Raw genomic sequence first — 16,408 nt, 5'->3', positions numbered from 1 at the left:
GCTGCATCGCCGTCCTGCCTTCCCCTCCGGCCCCGGGGGCATCACCGGTTCCGGGATAACGTGTCACAGATGTTTAACAGTGTCAATTACCGTGACTGGTGTTATTTGAGTTCACATGTTCGTAACATTTCGCGACTGCGGTTCGGAGGTGCCGGTCGTGCACGCTAGAGACGTGACAGATCCCGCCGCCGGGTGGCTCAGCATGCCCGACCTCGTCGAACTGCTCGGCATCTCGCCCAGCAAGGTGCATCGGCTGATCGAGGACCGGCACCTCCTCGCGATCCGGGTCGACGGCGTGCTGCGGGTGCCGGCCGACTTCCTCAAGGACGGCGAGCCGCTGCACGAGCTGCGCGGCACGCTCATGCTGCTCGCCGACTCCGGCTACAGCGACGAGGAGGCCATGCACTGGCTCACCGGCGTCGACGACAGCCTCGGAGTCAGTCCTATCGCCGCGCTGCGGGCCGGGCGCAAGGCCGAGGTGCGACGGGTCGCCCAGGCGCTCGCGTTCTAGCTCAGGATCACGAGTTCCCGCGTCGCACGGGTCATGGCGACGTAGCGGTCGACCGAGGCCTCCGTCCCGTCGCCCCAGCCCTCGGGGTCCACGAGCACGACGAGGTCGAACTCGAGGCCCTTCGCGAGCGCGGGGCTGAGCGAGCGGACGCGCGGTCGCGGTTCGAAGTCCGGATCGCCGATGACGCAGGCGATGCCTTCGTCGTGGTCGGCGAGCCAGCGGTCGACGACCGCGTCGCGCTCGGAGCGCGGCAGGTGCACCACCGGGATGCCGCTGCGGCGGATCGCGACCGGCACGTTCGCGTCCGGGATCACGGCGCGGATGACCGGCTCGGCCTCGGCCATCACCTCTTCGGGCGTGCGGTAGTTCACGGTGAGGGTCGCGATCCGCACGTCGTGGAGACCGACACGCGACAGGCGCGCCTCCCAGCTGTCGCGGAATCCGTGTCGGGCCTGCGCGCGATCGCCGACGATCGTGAGGCTGCGCGACGGCACCCGCCGCAGCAGCATCGTCCACTCGGCGTCGGTGAGCTCCTGCGCCTCGTCGACGACGAGGTGCGCGTAGGGGCCGGCGAGCTCGTCCGGGCGCAGCGACGGCAGCGCGTCCTCGTCGATCAGGCGCTCGGCGAACGGTTCCTGTCGCAGCGCCTGCACCTCGCCCTCGTAGTCGTCCTCGCCGGCGAGCAGCTCCTCGATCACCCGATCGCGCACCTCCTTCTCGGATGCGAGGGCCGCGGCGCGGCGACGAGCCACCCGGGCGATCTCCGGATCCCCGATCCGCTGACGCGCGGCGTCGAGGAACGGCAGGTCGGCCGTGGTCCACGCGCGGCCGTCGACCCGCGTGAGCGCGCGCAGCTGCGCGTCGTCGAGCCAGGGGGCGCAGAGCCGGAGGTAGGCGGGCACGGTCCACAGATCGGCCACCACGCCGGCCGGATCGAGCAGCGGCCAGGCGCGGGAGAACCGGCTCGTCAGCTCGCCGTTCTGGGCGAGGGCGCGGCGCAGCAGGCGGGCCGGGGCGGTCTCGGGGTCGAACTGGTCGGCCAGGATCTCGAGGAGGGTCTCCCAGACCTGCGCCCGCGCGGCGTTGTGCGACACGTCCGGCTCGGCGGCGTCGAACGCCTCCGCCCACTCCTGCGGGCCGAGCACCGCGACGCCCCAGGGCGTCTGCACGGCGAGGTCGTCCACGGGGCGGTGCTCGTAGCCGCGCACGGCGTTCTCGACCGCCTCGAGCAGTCGCGCATCCTGCTTGAGCCGGGCCGTCTCGGGGTCGACCTCGTCCGCGGCCGTCGCCCCCTCGGGCACCAGGTCGCGCACGGTGCAGGTCTGCACCCCCTCCTCGCCGAGGCTCGGGAGCACGTCCGCGACGTAGGAGAGGTACGGCTCGTGCGGGCCGACGAAGAGCACACCGCCTCGCCGGTGCCCGAGCCGCGGGTCGGCGTAGAGCAGGTAGGCGGTGCGATGCAGCGCGACGACCGTCTTGCCGGTGCCGGGACCCCCGTCGACCACGAGCGGTCCGCGCGACGAGGCGCGGATGATGGCGTCCTGGTCGGCCTGGATGGTCGCGAGCACGTCGCGCATCTGCGGCGAGCGGCTGGCGCCGAGGCTCGCGATGAAGGCCGACTGGTCGTCGAGGGCCGCGTGGTGCTCGAGGGCGTCGGCCGTGAACACCTCGTCCCAGTAGTCCGTCACCCGGCCGCGCGTCCAGCGGTAGCGGCGCCGACTCGCGAGACCCATCGGGTCGGCGTGGGTCGCGGCGAAGAACGGCTCCGCCGCCGGAGCCCGCCAGTCGACGAGCAGGCGGGTGCCGTCGGCGTCCGCGAGGCTGAGCCGTCCCACGTACACGGGTTCCGATCCGTCTGCCGCGACCATGCGGCCGAGGCAGACGTCCAGCCCGAACCGGCGCAGCAACCGCAGGCGCGCGGCCAGCTCGTGCACCTCGAGATCGCGCTCCAGCACCTCCTGGTTGTTGTCGCCGACGCGGAGCCTCGCCTCGGCGAGACGCTGCTCGAGCTCCGCCGTCTGCCGTGCGACGGCCGCCGCGATGGCCGCGAAGCGTCGCTCGTCGTCGGCCACGAGGGCCGGGTCCGCCTTCGCGCGGAGGCGGTCGGGGAGGTCGAATGCGGTGGTCACGGGTGCTCCGGTGTGTGGTCGCGGGGTCGGCCTGCCATCGTCACACGGATGGCGGAGCTTTTCACCGGGCTCCCGTGGAGGCTCGGGAGGTATCCTGGAGATGGCGGAACGGGGGTCGTGTCCGTCACGAATCCCGGCGGGTGACGCGATCGGCGAGCTGCGCGAGCTCCGCGCGGGCCGAGCCGCTGAGCGGCGCGTCGGCCAGCGCCTCCCGTGCCACCCGCACGTTGTGGGCGATGATCCGCTCGACCTGGTCGGCCGCGCCGCTGTCGCGCATGGTGTTCTGCAGCATCCGCACCTGCGCGTCGTCGAGACCCGGATCGCCGAGGAGCTCGTCGAGGACGCGCACGGCGGTGGGGGGCATCTTCTGGCGGGCGAGTCCCACGAGCACGGTGCGCTTGCCCTCGCGCAGGTCGTCGCCGGAGGGCTTCCCCGTGACCTCCGGATCGCCGAAGACGCCGAGCATGTCGTCGCGCAACTGGAAGGCCACCCCGAGCGGCAGCCCGAACTCGCGCAGCGCGGCGAGCTGGGCGAGCGAGCCGCCGGCGAGGGCCCCGCCGATCGCGAGGGGCGCCTCGACGCTGTACTTCGCCGACTTGTACACGATCACCCGGTGGGCGCGGGGGAGCGCCTCGTTGTCGGGGCGCGAGCGCCAGGAGTCCTCCTCCAGCACGTCGAGGTACTGCCCGACGGTGACCTCGGTGCGCATGCGGAAGAACTCGGCGCGCGCCGCCTGGGCGGCCTCGCGGTCGGCGAGGAGGGCGAGCCCCTCCTCGAAGAGCTCGTCGCTCCACCCGAGCAGCAGGTCGCCGAGCAGCAGTGCGGTGGAGGTGCCGAAGGTGGCGGCGTCGCCGTCCCACTCCGCGTCGCGGTGCAGCCGCTCGAACGCGCGGTGCGCCGAGAGGCGTCCGCGACGCAGGTCGGAGCGGTCCATGATGTCGTCGTGGACCAGGGCGGCCGCGTGGAACAGCTCGAGCGCGGCCGCCACGGAGACCACCGCCGGGAGTTCGCGTTCGAGGTCGGCCCCCTCGAGCTCGGCGAGACCGTCGGCATCGTGCGCGATCGCGGCGACCGACTGCCAGCCCCAGTAGCAGAACAGCGCACGGAACCGCTTGCCGCCGGCGAGGAGCTCCCTCGACTGCCTGACGAGGGGCGCGAGGTCGGGCGAGATCGCGGCCAGCACGGTCTCCCGGGTGTCGAGCGCGTCGTCGATCCGAGCTGCCACCCGGTCGACTAACCGCGTACTCTCAGCCACGCGCCTAGCCTAGCCAGGCCGCAGACGCCTACAATCGACTTCACCGGCGACACCCGCGGGCGCCGGATGCCTGAAGGAGCTCGAGATGCCGCTTTCGGAACAGGAGCAGCGCCTCCTCGACGAGATGGAGCGCAACCTCTACCACAGCGAGGCGGAGGACGTCACGACGGTCGGTGCGCGCCGGGGTCGAGCGAACGGCACCGCGATCGTGCTCGCCGCCGTGGGCATCCTGATCGGGCTCGGTCTGCTGCTGACCGGTGTCGTCGTGCGGCAGCCGCTCGTCGGCGTGCTCGGTTTCGCCGCGATGTTCGCGGGCGTGGTGCTCGTCGTCGCCCCGCCGCTGCGGTTCACGGTCCCGTCGAGCCCGCGTCCCCGGCGCTGACACGCATCCGCTGATCTCCCCGCGCTGACAGGCCGGCCTTCGGGCCGGCCTTTCGCATGTCCGGAATCGAGCCGGATCGCTCCCCGTCGCGCCAGAACCCTCCACCTCCCTCCACCGCCTGACTCCCTGTAAAAACAGGGCAGTTCAGGCGGCTTTCGTGTTTCAGAAGCCAGAAATGCTTGTTCGGTGGTGGAGTGTGGAGTAAAGTGGAGCAATACCTGGACCTGGCCGGAGCGAAGGGGGAGACATGCTGCTCGGCACGTTCGTCCCCAAGCTCGACGAGAAGGGGCGCATCATCCTCCCGGCGAAGTTCATGGACGACTTCGCCGGCGGCATCGTGATGACCCGCGGCCAGGAACGCTGCATCTACGTGTTCAGCCAGCGGGAGTTCGAGGACCTGCACGAGCGCGCCCGGCAGGCGCCCGTGACCGGCAAGAAGGGCCGCGACTTCCTGCGACTGCTGCTGAGCGGCGCCTCCCAGGAGGTGCCCGACAAGCAGCACCGCGTCACCATCCCGCCGATGCTGCGCGAGTACGCGGGGCTCGATCGCGAACTCACCGTCATCGGAACGGGCAACCGCGCCGAGATCTGGTCCACCTCCGCGTGGAACGCGTACTACGAGGCGACCGAGTCCGACTTCGCCGACACCGACGAGGAGGTGATCGCGGGCCTGTTCTGATCCCTCGGATGCGACCCTCAGCCGCGTTTCCTGACGCACCTTCCCCGGTGTCAGGGAGCGCCGGATGGGGATCGGATCCGGGGGCTCGATCCCGAACCACCATGAACGAGCTCCACGTCCCCGTCCTGCTCGAGCGCTGCATCGAGCTGCTCGCCCCGTCGCTGACCGCCCCGGGCGCCGTCGTCGTCGACGCCACCCTCGGCCTCGGGGGCCACTCCGAGGCGCTGCTGCGTCGCTTCGACCGCATCCAGCTCGTGGGTCTCGACCGCGACCGCCACGCGCTCGCCCTCGCCGGCGAGCGGCTCGCGCCGTTCGCCGACCGCATCCACCTCGTGCACACCGTCTACGACCGGCTGCCCGAGGCGCTCGCGCAGCTCGGGATCGCGCGGGCCGCCGGCATCCTCTTCGACCTCGGCGTCTCCTCGATGCAGCTCGACGAGGCCGAGCGGGGGTTCTCCTACTCGCAGGACGCGCCGCTCGACATGCGGATGGACGACACGGCCGAGCTCACCGCCGCCCGCATCATCTCCGAATACGACGAAGCCGCGCTGCGTCGCATCTTCTGGGAGTACGGCGACGAGAAGCTGGCCCCCCGCTACGCGCGGCGCATCGTCGAGGAACGCCGGAAGGCCCCGATCGAGACCTCGGCACGCCTCGTCGCGATCATCGACGCGGCGACGCCCGCGGCCGCCCGCCGGGCGGGCCACCAGTCCAAGCGCGTGTTCCAGGCGCTGCGGATCGAGGTCAACCAGGAGCTCGCCGTGCTCGAGGCGGCGATCCCCGCCGCGATCGACGCGCTCGAGGTCGGGGGGCGGATCGTCGTCATGTCCTACCAGTCGCTCGAGGACCGCATCGTCAAGCGCGAGTTCCAGGCGCGCTCCACTTCGACGGCGCCCCGCGGGCTGCCGGTCGAGCTTCCGGAGCACCGCCCCGAGCTGTCGCTCCTCACCCGCGGCGCCGAGCTCGCCGACGACGAGGAGCGGGCGCGCAACCCGCGCGCCACCCCCGTGCGGCTGCGTGCCGCCGAGCGGATCCGGGAGGCCGCATGAGCACCGCCACCGCCGTCCGGCTTCCGCGGAGGGCGCCCGAGCAGGCGCCGCAGCGGCACCTCGACATCGCGCCGACACGCGCCCAGAAGCGCGCGCGCCCGCGGATCTACGCGGCGCTCGTCGCGGTCGGCGGCATCGTCGTCATCCTCCTCGCCCAGCTGCTGATGAGCATCGTGCTCGCGGACGGCGCCTATCGGATCACGAGCCTGCAGCGCGACAACCGCGACCTCACCCGCGAACAGCACGCGGCGCAGGAGCGGCTCGAGCAGCTGAGCTCGACCCAGAGCCTCATCGACAACGCCACCGCCCTCGGCATGGCCTCGAGCGGCAACCCGGTGTTCCTCGACGTCGCCACGGGGCAGGCGCTCGGCACGGCGGGCGCGCCCAAGGGGCAGATCGTCGGCGCCGGCGGCAACCTCATCGGCAACGCGCTGCTCGGCGACGGCAGCAACCTCCTCGACCCGGCGGCCATCGCGGCCGCCCAGGCCGCCGAGCACGGCACGACGCTCGACGCCACCCCCACGACGACGACCGCCCAATCGGGTGTCGCTCCGGTCCAGGGCGGGACCGGGACGCTACCGTCGCCGACGACACGCTGACCGGGGGAGAACGGTGATCGAGGCACGCAGGACCCGCCGCCGGCTCGCGGTCGCGGTGATCGCCGTCTTCGCGATCGTGGTCGTCTTCTCGATCCGGCTCTTCGACATCCAGGTGGTGCGCGCCGACGAGCTGAAGACCGCCGCGGGGACCAACTACCGCACGGACACCGTGTGGGGCACGCGCGGCAGCATCGTCGACGAGAACGGCACCGTGCTCGCGACGAGCGTCGACCGCTTCAACATCACCGCGGCACCGGATCTCGTCGACCTCGCCGGCTTCGACCGCGTGGAGGAGGTCGACGGTAAGAAGACCCGCACCCATGTGAGCTTCTCGGATGCCGTGCAGGAGATCGCCGGTCTGACCGGTGCCGACCCCGCGCAGTTGACGACGGCGCTGACCGAGGATCCGACCTCGAAGTTCGCCTACCTCGTGAAGTCGGTCAAGCTCGACGTCTTCCAGGCCGTCACGGCGCTGCACATCCCGTGGGTGTACTCCGAGCCGCAGCCGGCGCGCAGCTATCCGAACGGCGCCATCGCCGGCAACCTGGTCGGCCTCATGGGCACCGACGGACCGCTGTCGGGTACCGAGGTGCAGTGGGAGCAGTGCCTCGCCTCGGAGAACGGCGAGACCGGGTACGCCGTCAGCGAGGACGGCGTCCGCATGCCCGGGTCCGAGGTCGTCGAGCAGCCCGCCAAGGACGGCGGCACGGTGCATCTCACCATCGACGCCGACCTGCAGTGGTTCGCCCAGCAGGCCCTCGCCGAGCAGGGCTCGGCGATCGGCGCCGAGTGGGCGACCGCGATGGTGGTGGAGATCGGCACGGGCAAGATCCGCGCGGCGGCCGACTGGCCCTCCGTCGATCCCAACGACCTCGACTCGGTCTCGGCCGAGGACTCGGGTGCGCGCAGCTTCACCGCCCCGTTCGAGCCCGGATCGATCATCAAGCCGGCGACCGTCGCCTCGCTCCTCGACGCGGGCGCGCTCACCCCGACCACCCAGTTCGTGGTGCCCTCCGGCTACACCATCCCCGGGGTCGGCTTCACCATCCGGGACTCGGTGGGGCACGGCGAGCTCCACTACACGACGGCCGGCATCCTCGTGAACTCCTCGAACATCGGCATCGCCGAGATGTCGCAGCTCCTGCCGCTCGACGAGCGCATCGCCTACCTGAAGAAGTTCGGCTTCGGCAGCGAGACCTCCGGCGCCGACTTCCTCGGTGAGGACGACGGCCTCGTGCGCTCCGTCTCGCAGAGCGACTCGATCACCTCGATCACGCAGCAGTTCGGCCAGGGCATGACCGCGACGAGCGCGCAGCTCGCGAGCATGTACCAGACCCTCGGGAACGGCGGGGTGCGGGTTCCGCTCACCCTCGTCGACGGATGCGAGCAGGCCGACGGCAGCTACACGGACGTGCCCGATCCGCAGGGCTCCCGGGTGGTGTCGGCGACCGCCGCGCAGCAGACCCTCCTCATGATGGAGGGTGTGACGACCCAGTACCACCTGGCGAGCGTGCTGGCGGTTCCCGGCTACCGGATCGCCGCCAAGTCCGGCACCGCGGAGGTGGCGGACGGCAACGGCTACGGCTCCGACCGGATCGTCTCGATGGCCGGCGTGTTCCCGATCGACCACCCGCAGTACGCGGTTGTCGTGACCTTCGCGAAGCCGGTTACGATGAAGACATCCGCCGCCGCGGCGCCCACCTTCAACGCGATCGTGAAGCAGGTCATCAAGACCTTCCGCGTCACACCGTCGACGGAGCCCGCCCCGGCCAACCCGCTCGAGTGGTGAGAACCGCCCCCGCGCGAGGAGCCCGGAGGACGACCAGAGACAGAGGAGGCCACGCAGCGTGAGCTCACGGATCCCTCCGATCCTCCGCCCCGAGCATCCCACCCCGCGCCCGCTGGCCACGCTCGTCCAGGAATTCGGTCTGGAGCACCGCGGCGACCTCGACGGCGTCGAGGTGACGGGGGTGACGCTCTCGACGAACGACCTGCACCCCGGCGACCTGTTCGTGGGCGTCCCGGGGCTCAAGGCGCACGGGGCGAGCTTCGCGAACCAGGCCGCCGAGGGCGGAGCCGTCGCGATCCTCACCGACGAGGCGGGCGCCGAGCTCGCCGCCGGCAGCGGGCTCCCGATCGTGCTCGTCCCGTCGCCGCGTGCCGCGCTCGGCGAGCTGTCGGCGTGGGTCTACCGCACCGACGACGAACCGCCCCTCCTCTTCGGAACCACCGGCACCAACGGCAAGACCTCCACGAGCTACCTGCTCGAGGGAGTGCTGCGGCAGCTGGGACTCGTCACGGGACTGTCCACCACCGCGGAGCGACACATCGGCGAGCTCTCCGTGGTGAGCCTCCTCACCACGCCGGAGGCCAGCGAGATGCACGCGCTGCTGGCGCGGATGCGCGAGGCAGGCGTCCGCGCCGTCGCCGTCGAGGTCAGCGCGCAGGCGCTCTCCCGGCACCGGGTGGACGGCATCGTCTTCGACGTGGCCGGCTTCACCAACCTGAGCCACGACCACCTCGACGACTACGCCGACATGGAGGAGTACTTCCGGGCGAAGCTGCCGCTGTTCGAGCCCGAGCACGCCCGCCGCGGCGTCGTCTGCCTCGACTCGCCGTACGGGCGCCGGGTGGTCGACGCGTCGCGCATCCCGGTCACCACGATCGCCACCGTCGGGCACGCGACCCCGGAGGACGTCGAGGCCGCCGAGTGGACGGTCGAGGTGCTCGACGAGACGGCGGCCTACACCGAGTTCCGTCTCACGGGACCGGACGGCCGCGAGCTCGTCACCCGCGAGCCGCTCATCGGGTGGCACATGGCCGCCAACGCGGCTCTCGCGATCGTCATGCTCGTCGAGGCGGGGTTCGAGCTCGAGGCCATCGGCGCCGCGCTCGAGGCGGGCGGCGGCATCCAGGCATACCTTCCGGGGCGCACGGAGCGCGTGTCCGGCGAGCGCGGCCCGAGCGTCTACGTCGACTTCGGCCACAGCCCGGACGCCTTCCAGAACACCCTGGCGGCGGTGCGCAAGTTCACCCCCGGCCGCACGATCATGGTCTTCGGGGCGGACGGGGACCGCGACGCGACGAAGCGCCACGACATGGCGCGGGTCGCGGCCGAGGGGTGCGACATCCTCGTGATCACCGACCACCACCCGCGCTTCGAGGACCCGGTGTCGATCCGCAAGACGCTGCTCGAGGGCGCGGCGCTCGCCGAGCACCAGCCGGAGATCCACGAGGTCAGCCCGCCCGAGCAGGCCATCCGCGTCGCCGTCGGGCTCGCGAAGGAGGGCGACTCGATCCTCTGGGCGGGACCGGGGCACCAGGACTACCGCGACATCCGGGGGGTGCGCACGCCGTACTCCGCCCGCGAGGAGGCGCGTGCCGCTCTGCGCGAGGCGGGCTGGGCATGATCCCGCTGCAGCTCGGGGAGCTCGCGGAGCTCCTCGACGGTCGCCTGCTGCTCCCCGACGGGATCGGGCCCGAGACGGTCGTCGCGGGCTCCGTGGAGACCGACTCCCGCCTCGTCGGGCCCGGTTCGGTCTTCGTGGCGCTGCCGGGAGAGGTGACCGACGGGCACCTCTTCGCCCCTGCGGCCGCCGAGGCGGGCGCCGCGCTCGTGATCTGCCGTGAGGACCTCGGTGTCCCGGTTCCGCAGCTCGTCGTCGCCGACGGCTTGGACGCCCTCGCCGCGCTTGCACGCGAGGTCGTCGCCCGGGTGCACGCGCTCGGCGCGCTGCGAGTCGTCGGCATCACGGGCTCGAACGGCAAGACCACCACCAAGAACCTGCTGCGCGCGGTCCTGGCCGCCGAGGGGCCGACCGTGGCACCCGAGGGCTCCTTCAACAACCAGGTCGGGGCCCCGATCTCGATGCTCCGCATCGACGCCGACACGCGCTACCTCATCGTCGAGATGGGCGCGAGCGGAGCGGGCGAGATCGCCCGGCTCGTGACCATCGCCCGGCCCGACATCGGCGTCGTGCTGAAGGTCGGGCTCGCGCACGCCGGCGAGTTCGGCGGCATCGACGCGACCGAGGCGGCGAAGTCCGAGATGGTGACCGATCTGCCGTCGTCGGCGGTGGCGGTGCTCAACGTCGACGACCAGCGCGTGGCGCGGATGGCGCGGCGCACGGCAGCGCGCGTGGTGGGGTTCGGCCTGTCGGGCGCGGCCGAGGTGCGCGCGCTCGACGTCGCGACCGGTGTCGACGGCACCCGGTTCACGCTCGAGGCGGATGGGGTCCGGCGGCCCGTCGCCCTGCGCATCCTGGGCGAGCACCACGTCATGAACGCCCTGGCGGCGCTGACCGTCGCGCGGGAGCTCGGGATCGACCTCGACCGCGCCGTCGCGGCGCTGGCCGAGGTGCCGCGCGCCGAGCGCTGGCGCATGGAGCTGTTCCGCCGCGACGACGACGTGGTCGTCATCAACGACGCCTACAACGCGAGCCCCGACTCGACCGCCGCGGCCCTCAAGACCCTCGCCCAGCTCGGACGCGACGGCGGCCGGCGTACTGTCGCGGTCCTCGGCGAGATGGCGGAGCTCGGCCCCTACGCGCAGGAGGAGCACGACCGGATCGGCCGGCTGGCGGTGCGCCTCGACATCCGGCAGCTCGTCGTCGTGGGCGACGCGGCCCGGCACATCCACGCCGCCGCCGGACTCGAGGGCTCGTGGGACGGGGAGTCGGTGCTCGTGGCCGACATCGACGCCGCCTACGATGTGCTGCGTGAGCAACTTCGTCCGGGCGACATCGTGCTCGTGAAGTCGTCGAAGTCGGCGGGCCTGCGGTTCCTCGGCGACCGGCTCGCGGGGGCGGGGGAGAACCCGTGATCGCCCTGCTCATCGCCGCGGGCGTCTCGCTCGCCTTCACGCTGCTGACCACGCCGCTCTGGATCCGCCTCTTCAACCGGCTCGGCTGGGGGCAGTTCATCCGCGACGACGGGCCGCAGAGCCATCACACCAAGCGCGGCACGCCCACCATGGGCGGGATCGTCTTCATCCTCGGCACCGTCGTCGGCTACCTCACCGGACACATCATCAACGAGGTGCCGTGGACGATGGTCGCCATGCTCGTCATCGGGATGATGGTCGGGCTCGGTCTCGTGGGCTTCGTCGACGACTTCCTGAAGACCCGCAAGCAGCGCAGCCTCGGTCTCGGCGGATGGTCGAAGATCGCGGGTCAGGTGATCGTCGCCACGGTGTTCGGCGTGCTCGCGCTGAACTTCCCCGACGAGAACGATCTGACCCCCGCGTCGACCGCGATCTCGTGGGTGCGCGACATCCCGTGGCTGGACCTGTTCACTTTCGGGCCCATCATCGGCGTCGTCCTGTTCCTGCTCTGGGTGAACCTCGTCACCGTGTCGGCGTCGAACGGCGTGAACGTCGCCGACGGCCTCGACGGCCTCGCGAGCGGCGCCGCGATCTTCGCGATCTCGGCCTACATCTTCATCGGCTTCTGGCAGGCGAACCAGTCCTGCTTCAACGTCAACATCGATCCCGACAACCTCTACAAGTGCTACGAGGTGCGCGATCCTCTCGACCTCGCCGTGGTCGCCGCCGCGATCACCGGCAGCCTCGTCGGCTTCCTCTGGTGGAACACCTCGCCCGCCCAGCTGTTCATGGGAGACACGGGCTCCCTGGCCCTCGGCGGCGCCCTCGCGGCCCTGGCGATCCTGAGCCGCACCGAGCTCCTGCTCGTGCTCATCGGCGGCCTGTTCATCATCACCACCGGATCGGTCATCCTGCAGCGCGCGTACTTCAAGCTCACCAAGTGGAGGTTCGGCGCGGGCAGGCGCATCTTCCTCATGAGCCCGCTGCACCATCACTTCGAACTCAAGGGATGGGCGGAGATCACGGTCGTCGTGCGGTTCTGGCTCATCGCCGCGCTGTTCGTCGCGGCGGGCGTCGGCGTCTTCTACCTCGAATGGCAGATCCGCTGAGCGCGCACCTGGAGGAGCTCACCAGCTGGCGTGCCGACTGGTCCGGTCTCCGTGTCGCGGTGCTGGGCCTCGGCGTCACGGGGTTCGCGGTCGCCGACACCCTCCAGGAGCTCGGCGCCGAGACGCTCGTCGTCGCGGCGCGGGGGAGCGACGAGCACCGGCAGCTGCTCAACGTCATCGGGTCGCGGTTCCTCGAGCACTCGGACGACGCGGGGGTCCCGGAGGAGCTGCTCGCGTTCGGTCCGCAACTGCTGGTCGTCTCGCCGGGGTACCACCCCGACCACCCGCTGCTGCTCTGGGCCGAGCAGGCGGGCATCCCGATCTGGGGCGACATCGAACTGGCCTGGCGGCTGCGCGACAAGGTCGTCCGTACGGACGGCACCCCGGCCGACTGGATCCTGGTGACCGGCACGAACGGCAAGACCACGACGACGCAGCTGACGGCGCACATGCTCGTCGCGGGCGGGCTGCGCGCCGCCCCCGCGGGCAACATCGGCATCCCCGTGCTCGACGCGGTGCGCGATCCGGCCGGCTTCGACGTGCTCGTGGTGGAGCTCTCGAGCTACCAGCTGCACTGGAGCCACCGGAACGACGGCGGCGGGCTCGCGCCCCTCGCGAGCGTCTGCCTCAACATCGCCGACGACCACCTCGACTGGCACGGCTCCCGCGAGGGCTACGTCGCGGCGAAGGGACGGGTGTACGAGAACACCCGCGTCGCGTGCGTCTACAACATCGCCGACGAGGCCACCATGCACCTCGTCGAGGATGCGGAGGTCCAGGAGGGCTGCCGCGCCATCGGCTTCGGCCTCGGGGTGCCGGGTCGCAGCGATCTCGGCGTGATCGAGGGCATCCTCGTCGACCGGGCCTTCCTGGAGGAGCGCCACAGCCACGCGCTCGAGCTGACGACCCTCGACGAGCTGCACGAGGCGGGTCTCGGCGCGCCGCACTCCGTGCAGAACGTGCTCGCCGCCTCCGCCCTCGCGCGTGCCGCGGGGGTCGAGCCGGCGCGCATCCGGGAGGCGCTGCGCAGCTTCCGGATGGACGCCCACCGCACCGAGGTCGTGGCGACCGCATCCGGGGTGGTGTGGATCGACGACTCGAAGGCGACGAACGCCCACGCCGCCGACGCCTCGCTGCGGGCCTCGTCGAGCGTCGTGTGGATCGCGGGCGGCCTGCTGAAGGGCGTCGACCCCGCACCGCTCGTCGAGCGCCACGCCGGACGCCTGAGAGCCGCCGTGCTCATCGGGGTCGACCGCGACGCCCTGCGCTCCGCGTTCGAACGACACGCGCCCGGCGTCCCGGTGCTCGAGGTCGACGGATCGGAGACTGAGGGGGTGATGTCCGCCGCGGTGCGCGCGGCCGCATCCGTCGCCGAACCCGGCGACGTGGTGCTGCTCGCCCCGGCGGCGGCGTCGATGGATCAGTTCACGGACTACGCGGACCGCGGAAGACGGTTCGCCGAGGCGGTGCGCGAGCACCTGGGAGGCGGGGCCGATGACGACGACCAGGCCGCCGGCCCGTCCGCGTCCGGGAGCGACCCCGCCTGACCCGGCCGACGACGGGTCGCGTCGCGCACCCACCGCCGTCGTCGCGGTCCGCAGGATCTTCGCCGCCGAGACGCCCGAGTACTTCCTCCTGCTCGGCACGACGCTCTTCCTCGTGGTCTTCGGTCTCGTGATGGTGCTCTCGTCGTCGTCGATCGAGTCGTGGGTGTCGGACGGCGACTTCTTCGCCCGCACCAGCAGGCAGGCGATCCTCGCCGTCATCGGTGTGCCGCTCATGCTCATCGCCTCGCGCGCGCCCATGGTCTTCTGGAAGCGCTGGGCCTGGCACGCCGTGATCGGCGCGCTCGTGCTGCAGGCGCTCGTGTTCGTGATCGGCACCGGCCAGGGCGCCTACAACAACAACTGGCTCACGATCGCCGGATTCACCTTCCAGCCCTCCGAGTTCATCAAGCTCGGCTTCGTGGTGTGGCTCGCCCTCATCGTGACCCGCAAGACCCCGGTCATCAACGACTGGCGCTCGAGCGACTGGAAGCAGGTGGCGCTGCCGCTGGTGCCGGTCGCGGGCGGTGCGCTGCTGCTCGTCATGCTCGGCAACGACCTCGGCACCGTCATCATCCTGACCGCCATGGTGCTCGGGGCGATGTTCTTCGCGGGGGTGCGGCTGCGCATCATGGGCACGGTGACGGCCGTGCTCGCCGTGCTCGCCTTCGCGGCGATCCGGCTCAGCACCTCGCGCAGCGACCGCATCGACGCGTGGCTCACGGGATGCACCGACGGCGACCCCGCCCTCATCGGCAAGTACTGCTATCAGACGCTGCACGGCTGGCAGGCCCTCGCGAGCGGCGGCGTGTTCGGCGTCGGGCTCGGCAACTCCGAGTCGAAGTGGAACTGGCTGCCGGAAGCCGAGACCGACTTCATCTTCGCGGTGATCGGCGAGGAGCTCGGCCTCGTGGGCGCGCTGCTCGTCGTCGCGCTCTTCGTGGTGCTGGCGATCTGCTTCGTGCGCATCATCCGCCGCCAGGTCGACCCCTTCGCGCGCCTCGCGACGAGCGTCGCCATGGTGTGGATCATCGGGCAGGCGCTCGTCAACATCGCGGTGGTGCTCGGGCTGCTCCCGGTGCTCGGCGTGCCGCTGCCCTTCATCTCCGCCGGCGGCTCCTCCCTCGTGACGACCCTCGTGGCCGTCGGCGTCGTGCTCTCGTTCGCGCGCCGCGATCCGCGGGCGGCCCGGCAGCACCAGGGGCTCCCGAGGTGACCGTCTACCTCATGGCCGGCGGCGGGACCGCCGGTCACGTGAACCCCCTGCTCGCCACCGCCGACCGCCTGCGCGAACGCGACCCGGATGCCGAGGTGCTCGTGCTCGGCACCGCCGAGGGCCTCGAGGCCCGGCTCGTGCCGCAGCGCGGCTACGAGCTGGTGACGGTGCCCCGGCTGCCGTTCCCGCGCCGCCCGAACGGCGACGCTCTGCGGTTCCCCGGGCGCTGGCGGGAGAGCGTCGAGCGCACCCGCGGCATCCTGCGGGATCGCGGAGTCGAAGCCGTCGTCGGCTTCGGGGGCTACGCGGCGGCTCCGGCGTACGCGGCGGCGCACCGCGAGGGGCTCCCGCTCGTCATCCACGAGGCGAACGCCCGCCCCGGGATCGCCAACCGCTACGGGGCGCGGTTCACCAGGCACGTGGCGACGGTGTTCGCGGGCACGCGGCTGCGCCACGCCCGCGTGGTCGGCCTGCCGCTCTGGCGCGAGATCGAGACGCTCGACCGCTTCGCCGCGCGCCCGGACGCGGCCGACGAGTTCGGACTCGTGCCCGGGCGGCCGACGCTGCTCGTCACCGGCGGATCGCTCGGCGCCCGCCGGCTCAACGAGGGGGTCTCGCAGTCCGTCGCGACCATCCTCGGCGCGGGGTGGCAGGTGCTGCACATCACGGGCGAGCGCTCGCCCGTCGAGGATCCCGGGCTCGTCGGGTACCGGATCCTCCGGTACTGCGACCGGATGGATCTCGCGCTGGCGGCCGCCGACCTGGCGCTCTGCCGCGCGGGATCCGCGACCGTGAGCGAGCTCGCCGCGCTCGGCATCCCGGCGGTGTTCGTGCCCTACGCCGTCGGCAACGGCGAGCAGGCGCTCAACGCGCGCGAGGCGGTCGACGCGGGGGGAGCGCTGCTGGTCCCCGACGCCGATTTCGACGCGTCATGGGTCCGGGACCGGCTGCCGCGGCTGCTCGAGGATCCGGCGCTGCTCGCCGACATGGCCGCGCGCATCGCCGAGACGGGGCGCCGCGACGGCGCGGATCGACTGGTCGACATGGTGCAAGAGGCGGTCGCCTCGACCCCGGGCGCCGCGTCGGCGACCCCCGCGGCGGACGGGTAGCGTT

Annotated in this window: 14 protein-coding genes; 12 read left to right on the top strand and 2 right to left on the bottom strand. The window is 71.9% G+C overall.

What is annotated here, in order from left to right:
• Window positions 1–172: 172 nt before the first annotated feature.
• Window positions 173–511 (top strand): Rv2175c family DNA-binding protein, encoded by a 339-nt coding sequence (locus NUH29_RS00135; protein WP_373317411.1) that lies wholly within the window; start codon window positions 173–175, stop codon window positions 509–511.
• On the opposite strand, the gene helR is transcribed toward NUH29_RS00135, so the two are convergent.
• Window positions 508–2,640 (bottom strand): RNA polymerase recycling motor ATPase HelR, encoded by a 2,133-nt coding sequence (gene helR / locus NUH29_RS00130; protein ID WP_258796836.1) that lies wholly within the window; start codon window positions 2,638–2,640, stop codon window positions 508–510. The two genes, NUH29_RS00135 and helR, sit on opposite strands and share 4 nt — an antisense overlap.
• A gap of 124 nt (window positions 2,641–2,764) precedes the next feature.
• Window positions 2,765–3,895: a polyprenyl synthetase family protein gene (locus NUH29_RS00125; protein ID WP_258796835.1), complete on the bottom strand. Its 1,131-nt coding sequence runs from the start codon at window positions 3,893–3,895 to the stop codon at window positions 2,765–2,767.
• 85 nt (window positions 3,896–3,980) lie between these two features.
• Here NUH29_RS00125 and NUH29_RS00120 point away from each other — a divergent pair, with 85 nt between their 5' ends.
• From NUH29_RS00120 to NUH29_RS00070, 11 genes are all read left to right on the top strand, one after another.
• Window positions 3,981–4,277: a DUF3040 domain-containing protein gene (locus tag NUH29_RS00120; RefSeq protein ID WP_258796834.1), complete on the top strand. Its 297-nt coding sequence runs from the start codon at window positions 3,981–3,983 to the stop codon at window positions 4,275–4,277.
• Window positions 4,278–4,524: 247 nt separating this feature from the next.
• Window positions 4,525–4,956 carry a division/cell wall cluster transcriptional repressor MraZ gene (gene mraZ, locus NUH29_RS00115; protein WP_258796833.1) on the top strand — a complete coding sequence of 144 codons (432 nt, stop codon included), beginning with the start codon at window positions 4,525–4,527 and terminating at the stop codon, window positions 4,954–4,956.
• Window positions 4,957–5,057: 101 nt separating this feature from the next.
• Window positions 5,058–6,005, top strand: a complete 948-nt coding sequence (gene rsmH / locus NUH29_RS00110; protein ID WP_258796832.1) for a 16S rRNA (cytosine(1402)-N(4))-methyltransferase RsmH — start codon at window positions 5,058–5,060, stop codon at window positions 6,003–6,005.
• Window positions 6,002–6,604 carry a cell division protein FtsL gene (ftsL, locus tag NUH29_RS00105; RefSeq protein ID WP_258796831.1) on the top strand — a complete coding sequence of 201 codons (603 nt, stop codon included), beginning with the start codon at window positions 6,002–6,004 and terminating at the stop codon, window positions 6,602–6,604. The genes rsmH and ftsL overlap by 4 nt, the downstream gene beginning before the upstream one ends.
• Before the next feature lie 13 nt (window positions 6,605–6,617).
• Window positions 6,618–8,393, top strand: a complete 1,776-nt coding sequence (locus NUH29_RS00100) for a peptidoglycan D,D-transpeptidase FtsI family protein (protein ID WP_258796830.1) — start codon at window positions 6,618–6,620, stop codon at window positions 8,391–8,393.
• Window positions 8,394–8,451: 58 nt separating this feature from the next.
• Complete coding sequence (locus NUH29_RS00095; RefSeq protein WP_258796829.1) at window positions 8,452–10,014, top strand: Mur ligase family protein; 1,563 nt, start codon at window positions 8,452–8,454, stop codon at window positions 10,012–10,014.
• The gene (locus NUH29_RS00090; RefSeq protein WP_258796828.1) at window positions 10,011–11,426 is read left to right on the top strand and encodes a UDP-N-acetylmuramoyl-tripeptide--D-alanyl-D-alanine ligase; all 1,416 of its coding nucleotides are present in this window, start codon (window positions 10,011–10,013) and stop codon (window positions 11,424–11,426) included. The genes NUH29_RS00095 and NUH29_RS00090 overlap by 4 nt, the downstream gene beginning before the upstream one ends.
• Window positions 11,423–12,535 carry a phospho-N-acetylmuramoyl-pentapeptide-transferase gene (gene mraY / locus NUH29_RS00085; protein WP_258796827.1) on the top strand — a complete coding sequence of 371 codons (1,113 nt, stop codon included), beginning with the start codon at window positions 11,423–11,425 and terminating at the stop codon, window positions 12,533–12,535. The genes NUH29_RS00090 and mraY overlap by 4 nt, the downstream gene beginning before the upstream one ends.
• A complete protein-coding gene (murD, locus tag NUH29_RS00080; RefSeq protein WP_258796826.1) occupies window positions 12,520–14,082 on the top strand; it encodes a UDP-N-acetylmuramoyl-L-alanine--D-glutamate ligase in 1,563 nt (520 codons plus the stop codon). The genes mraY and murD overlap by 16 nt, the downstream gene beginning before the upstream one ends.
• Window positions 14,030–15,295 (top strand): putative lipid II flippase FtsW, encoded by a 1,266-nt coding sequence (ftsW, locus tag NUH29_RS00075; RefSeq protein ID WP_258796825.1) that lies wholly within the window; start codon window positions 14,030–14,032, stop codon window positions 15,293–15,295. The genes murD and ftsW overlap by 53 nt, the downstream gene beginning before the upstream one ends.
• Entirely contained in the window at window positions 15,292–16,404 is a 1,113-nt protein-coding gene (locus tag NUH29_RS00070; RefSeq protein ID WP_258796824.1) for a UDP-N-acetylglucosamine--N-acetylmuramyl-(pentapeptide) pyrophosphoryl-undecaprenol N-acetylglucosamine transferase, read from the top strand. Before ftsW ends, NUH29_RS00070 begins: the two co-directional genes overlap by 4 nt.
• Window positions 16,405–16,408 lie beyond the last annotated feature (4 nt).

This window comes from Protaetiibacter mangrovi (genome assembly GCF_024752305.1).
GTDB lineage: Bacteria > Actinomycetota > Actinomycetes > Actinomycetales > Microbacteriaceae > Homoserinibacter > Homoserinibacter mangrovi.
Note: the sequence above shows the minus strand (reverse complement) of the source record. Positions and strands in the feature narration are given on the sequence as shown.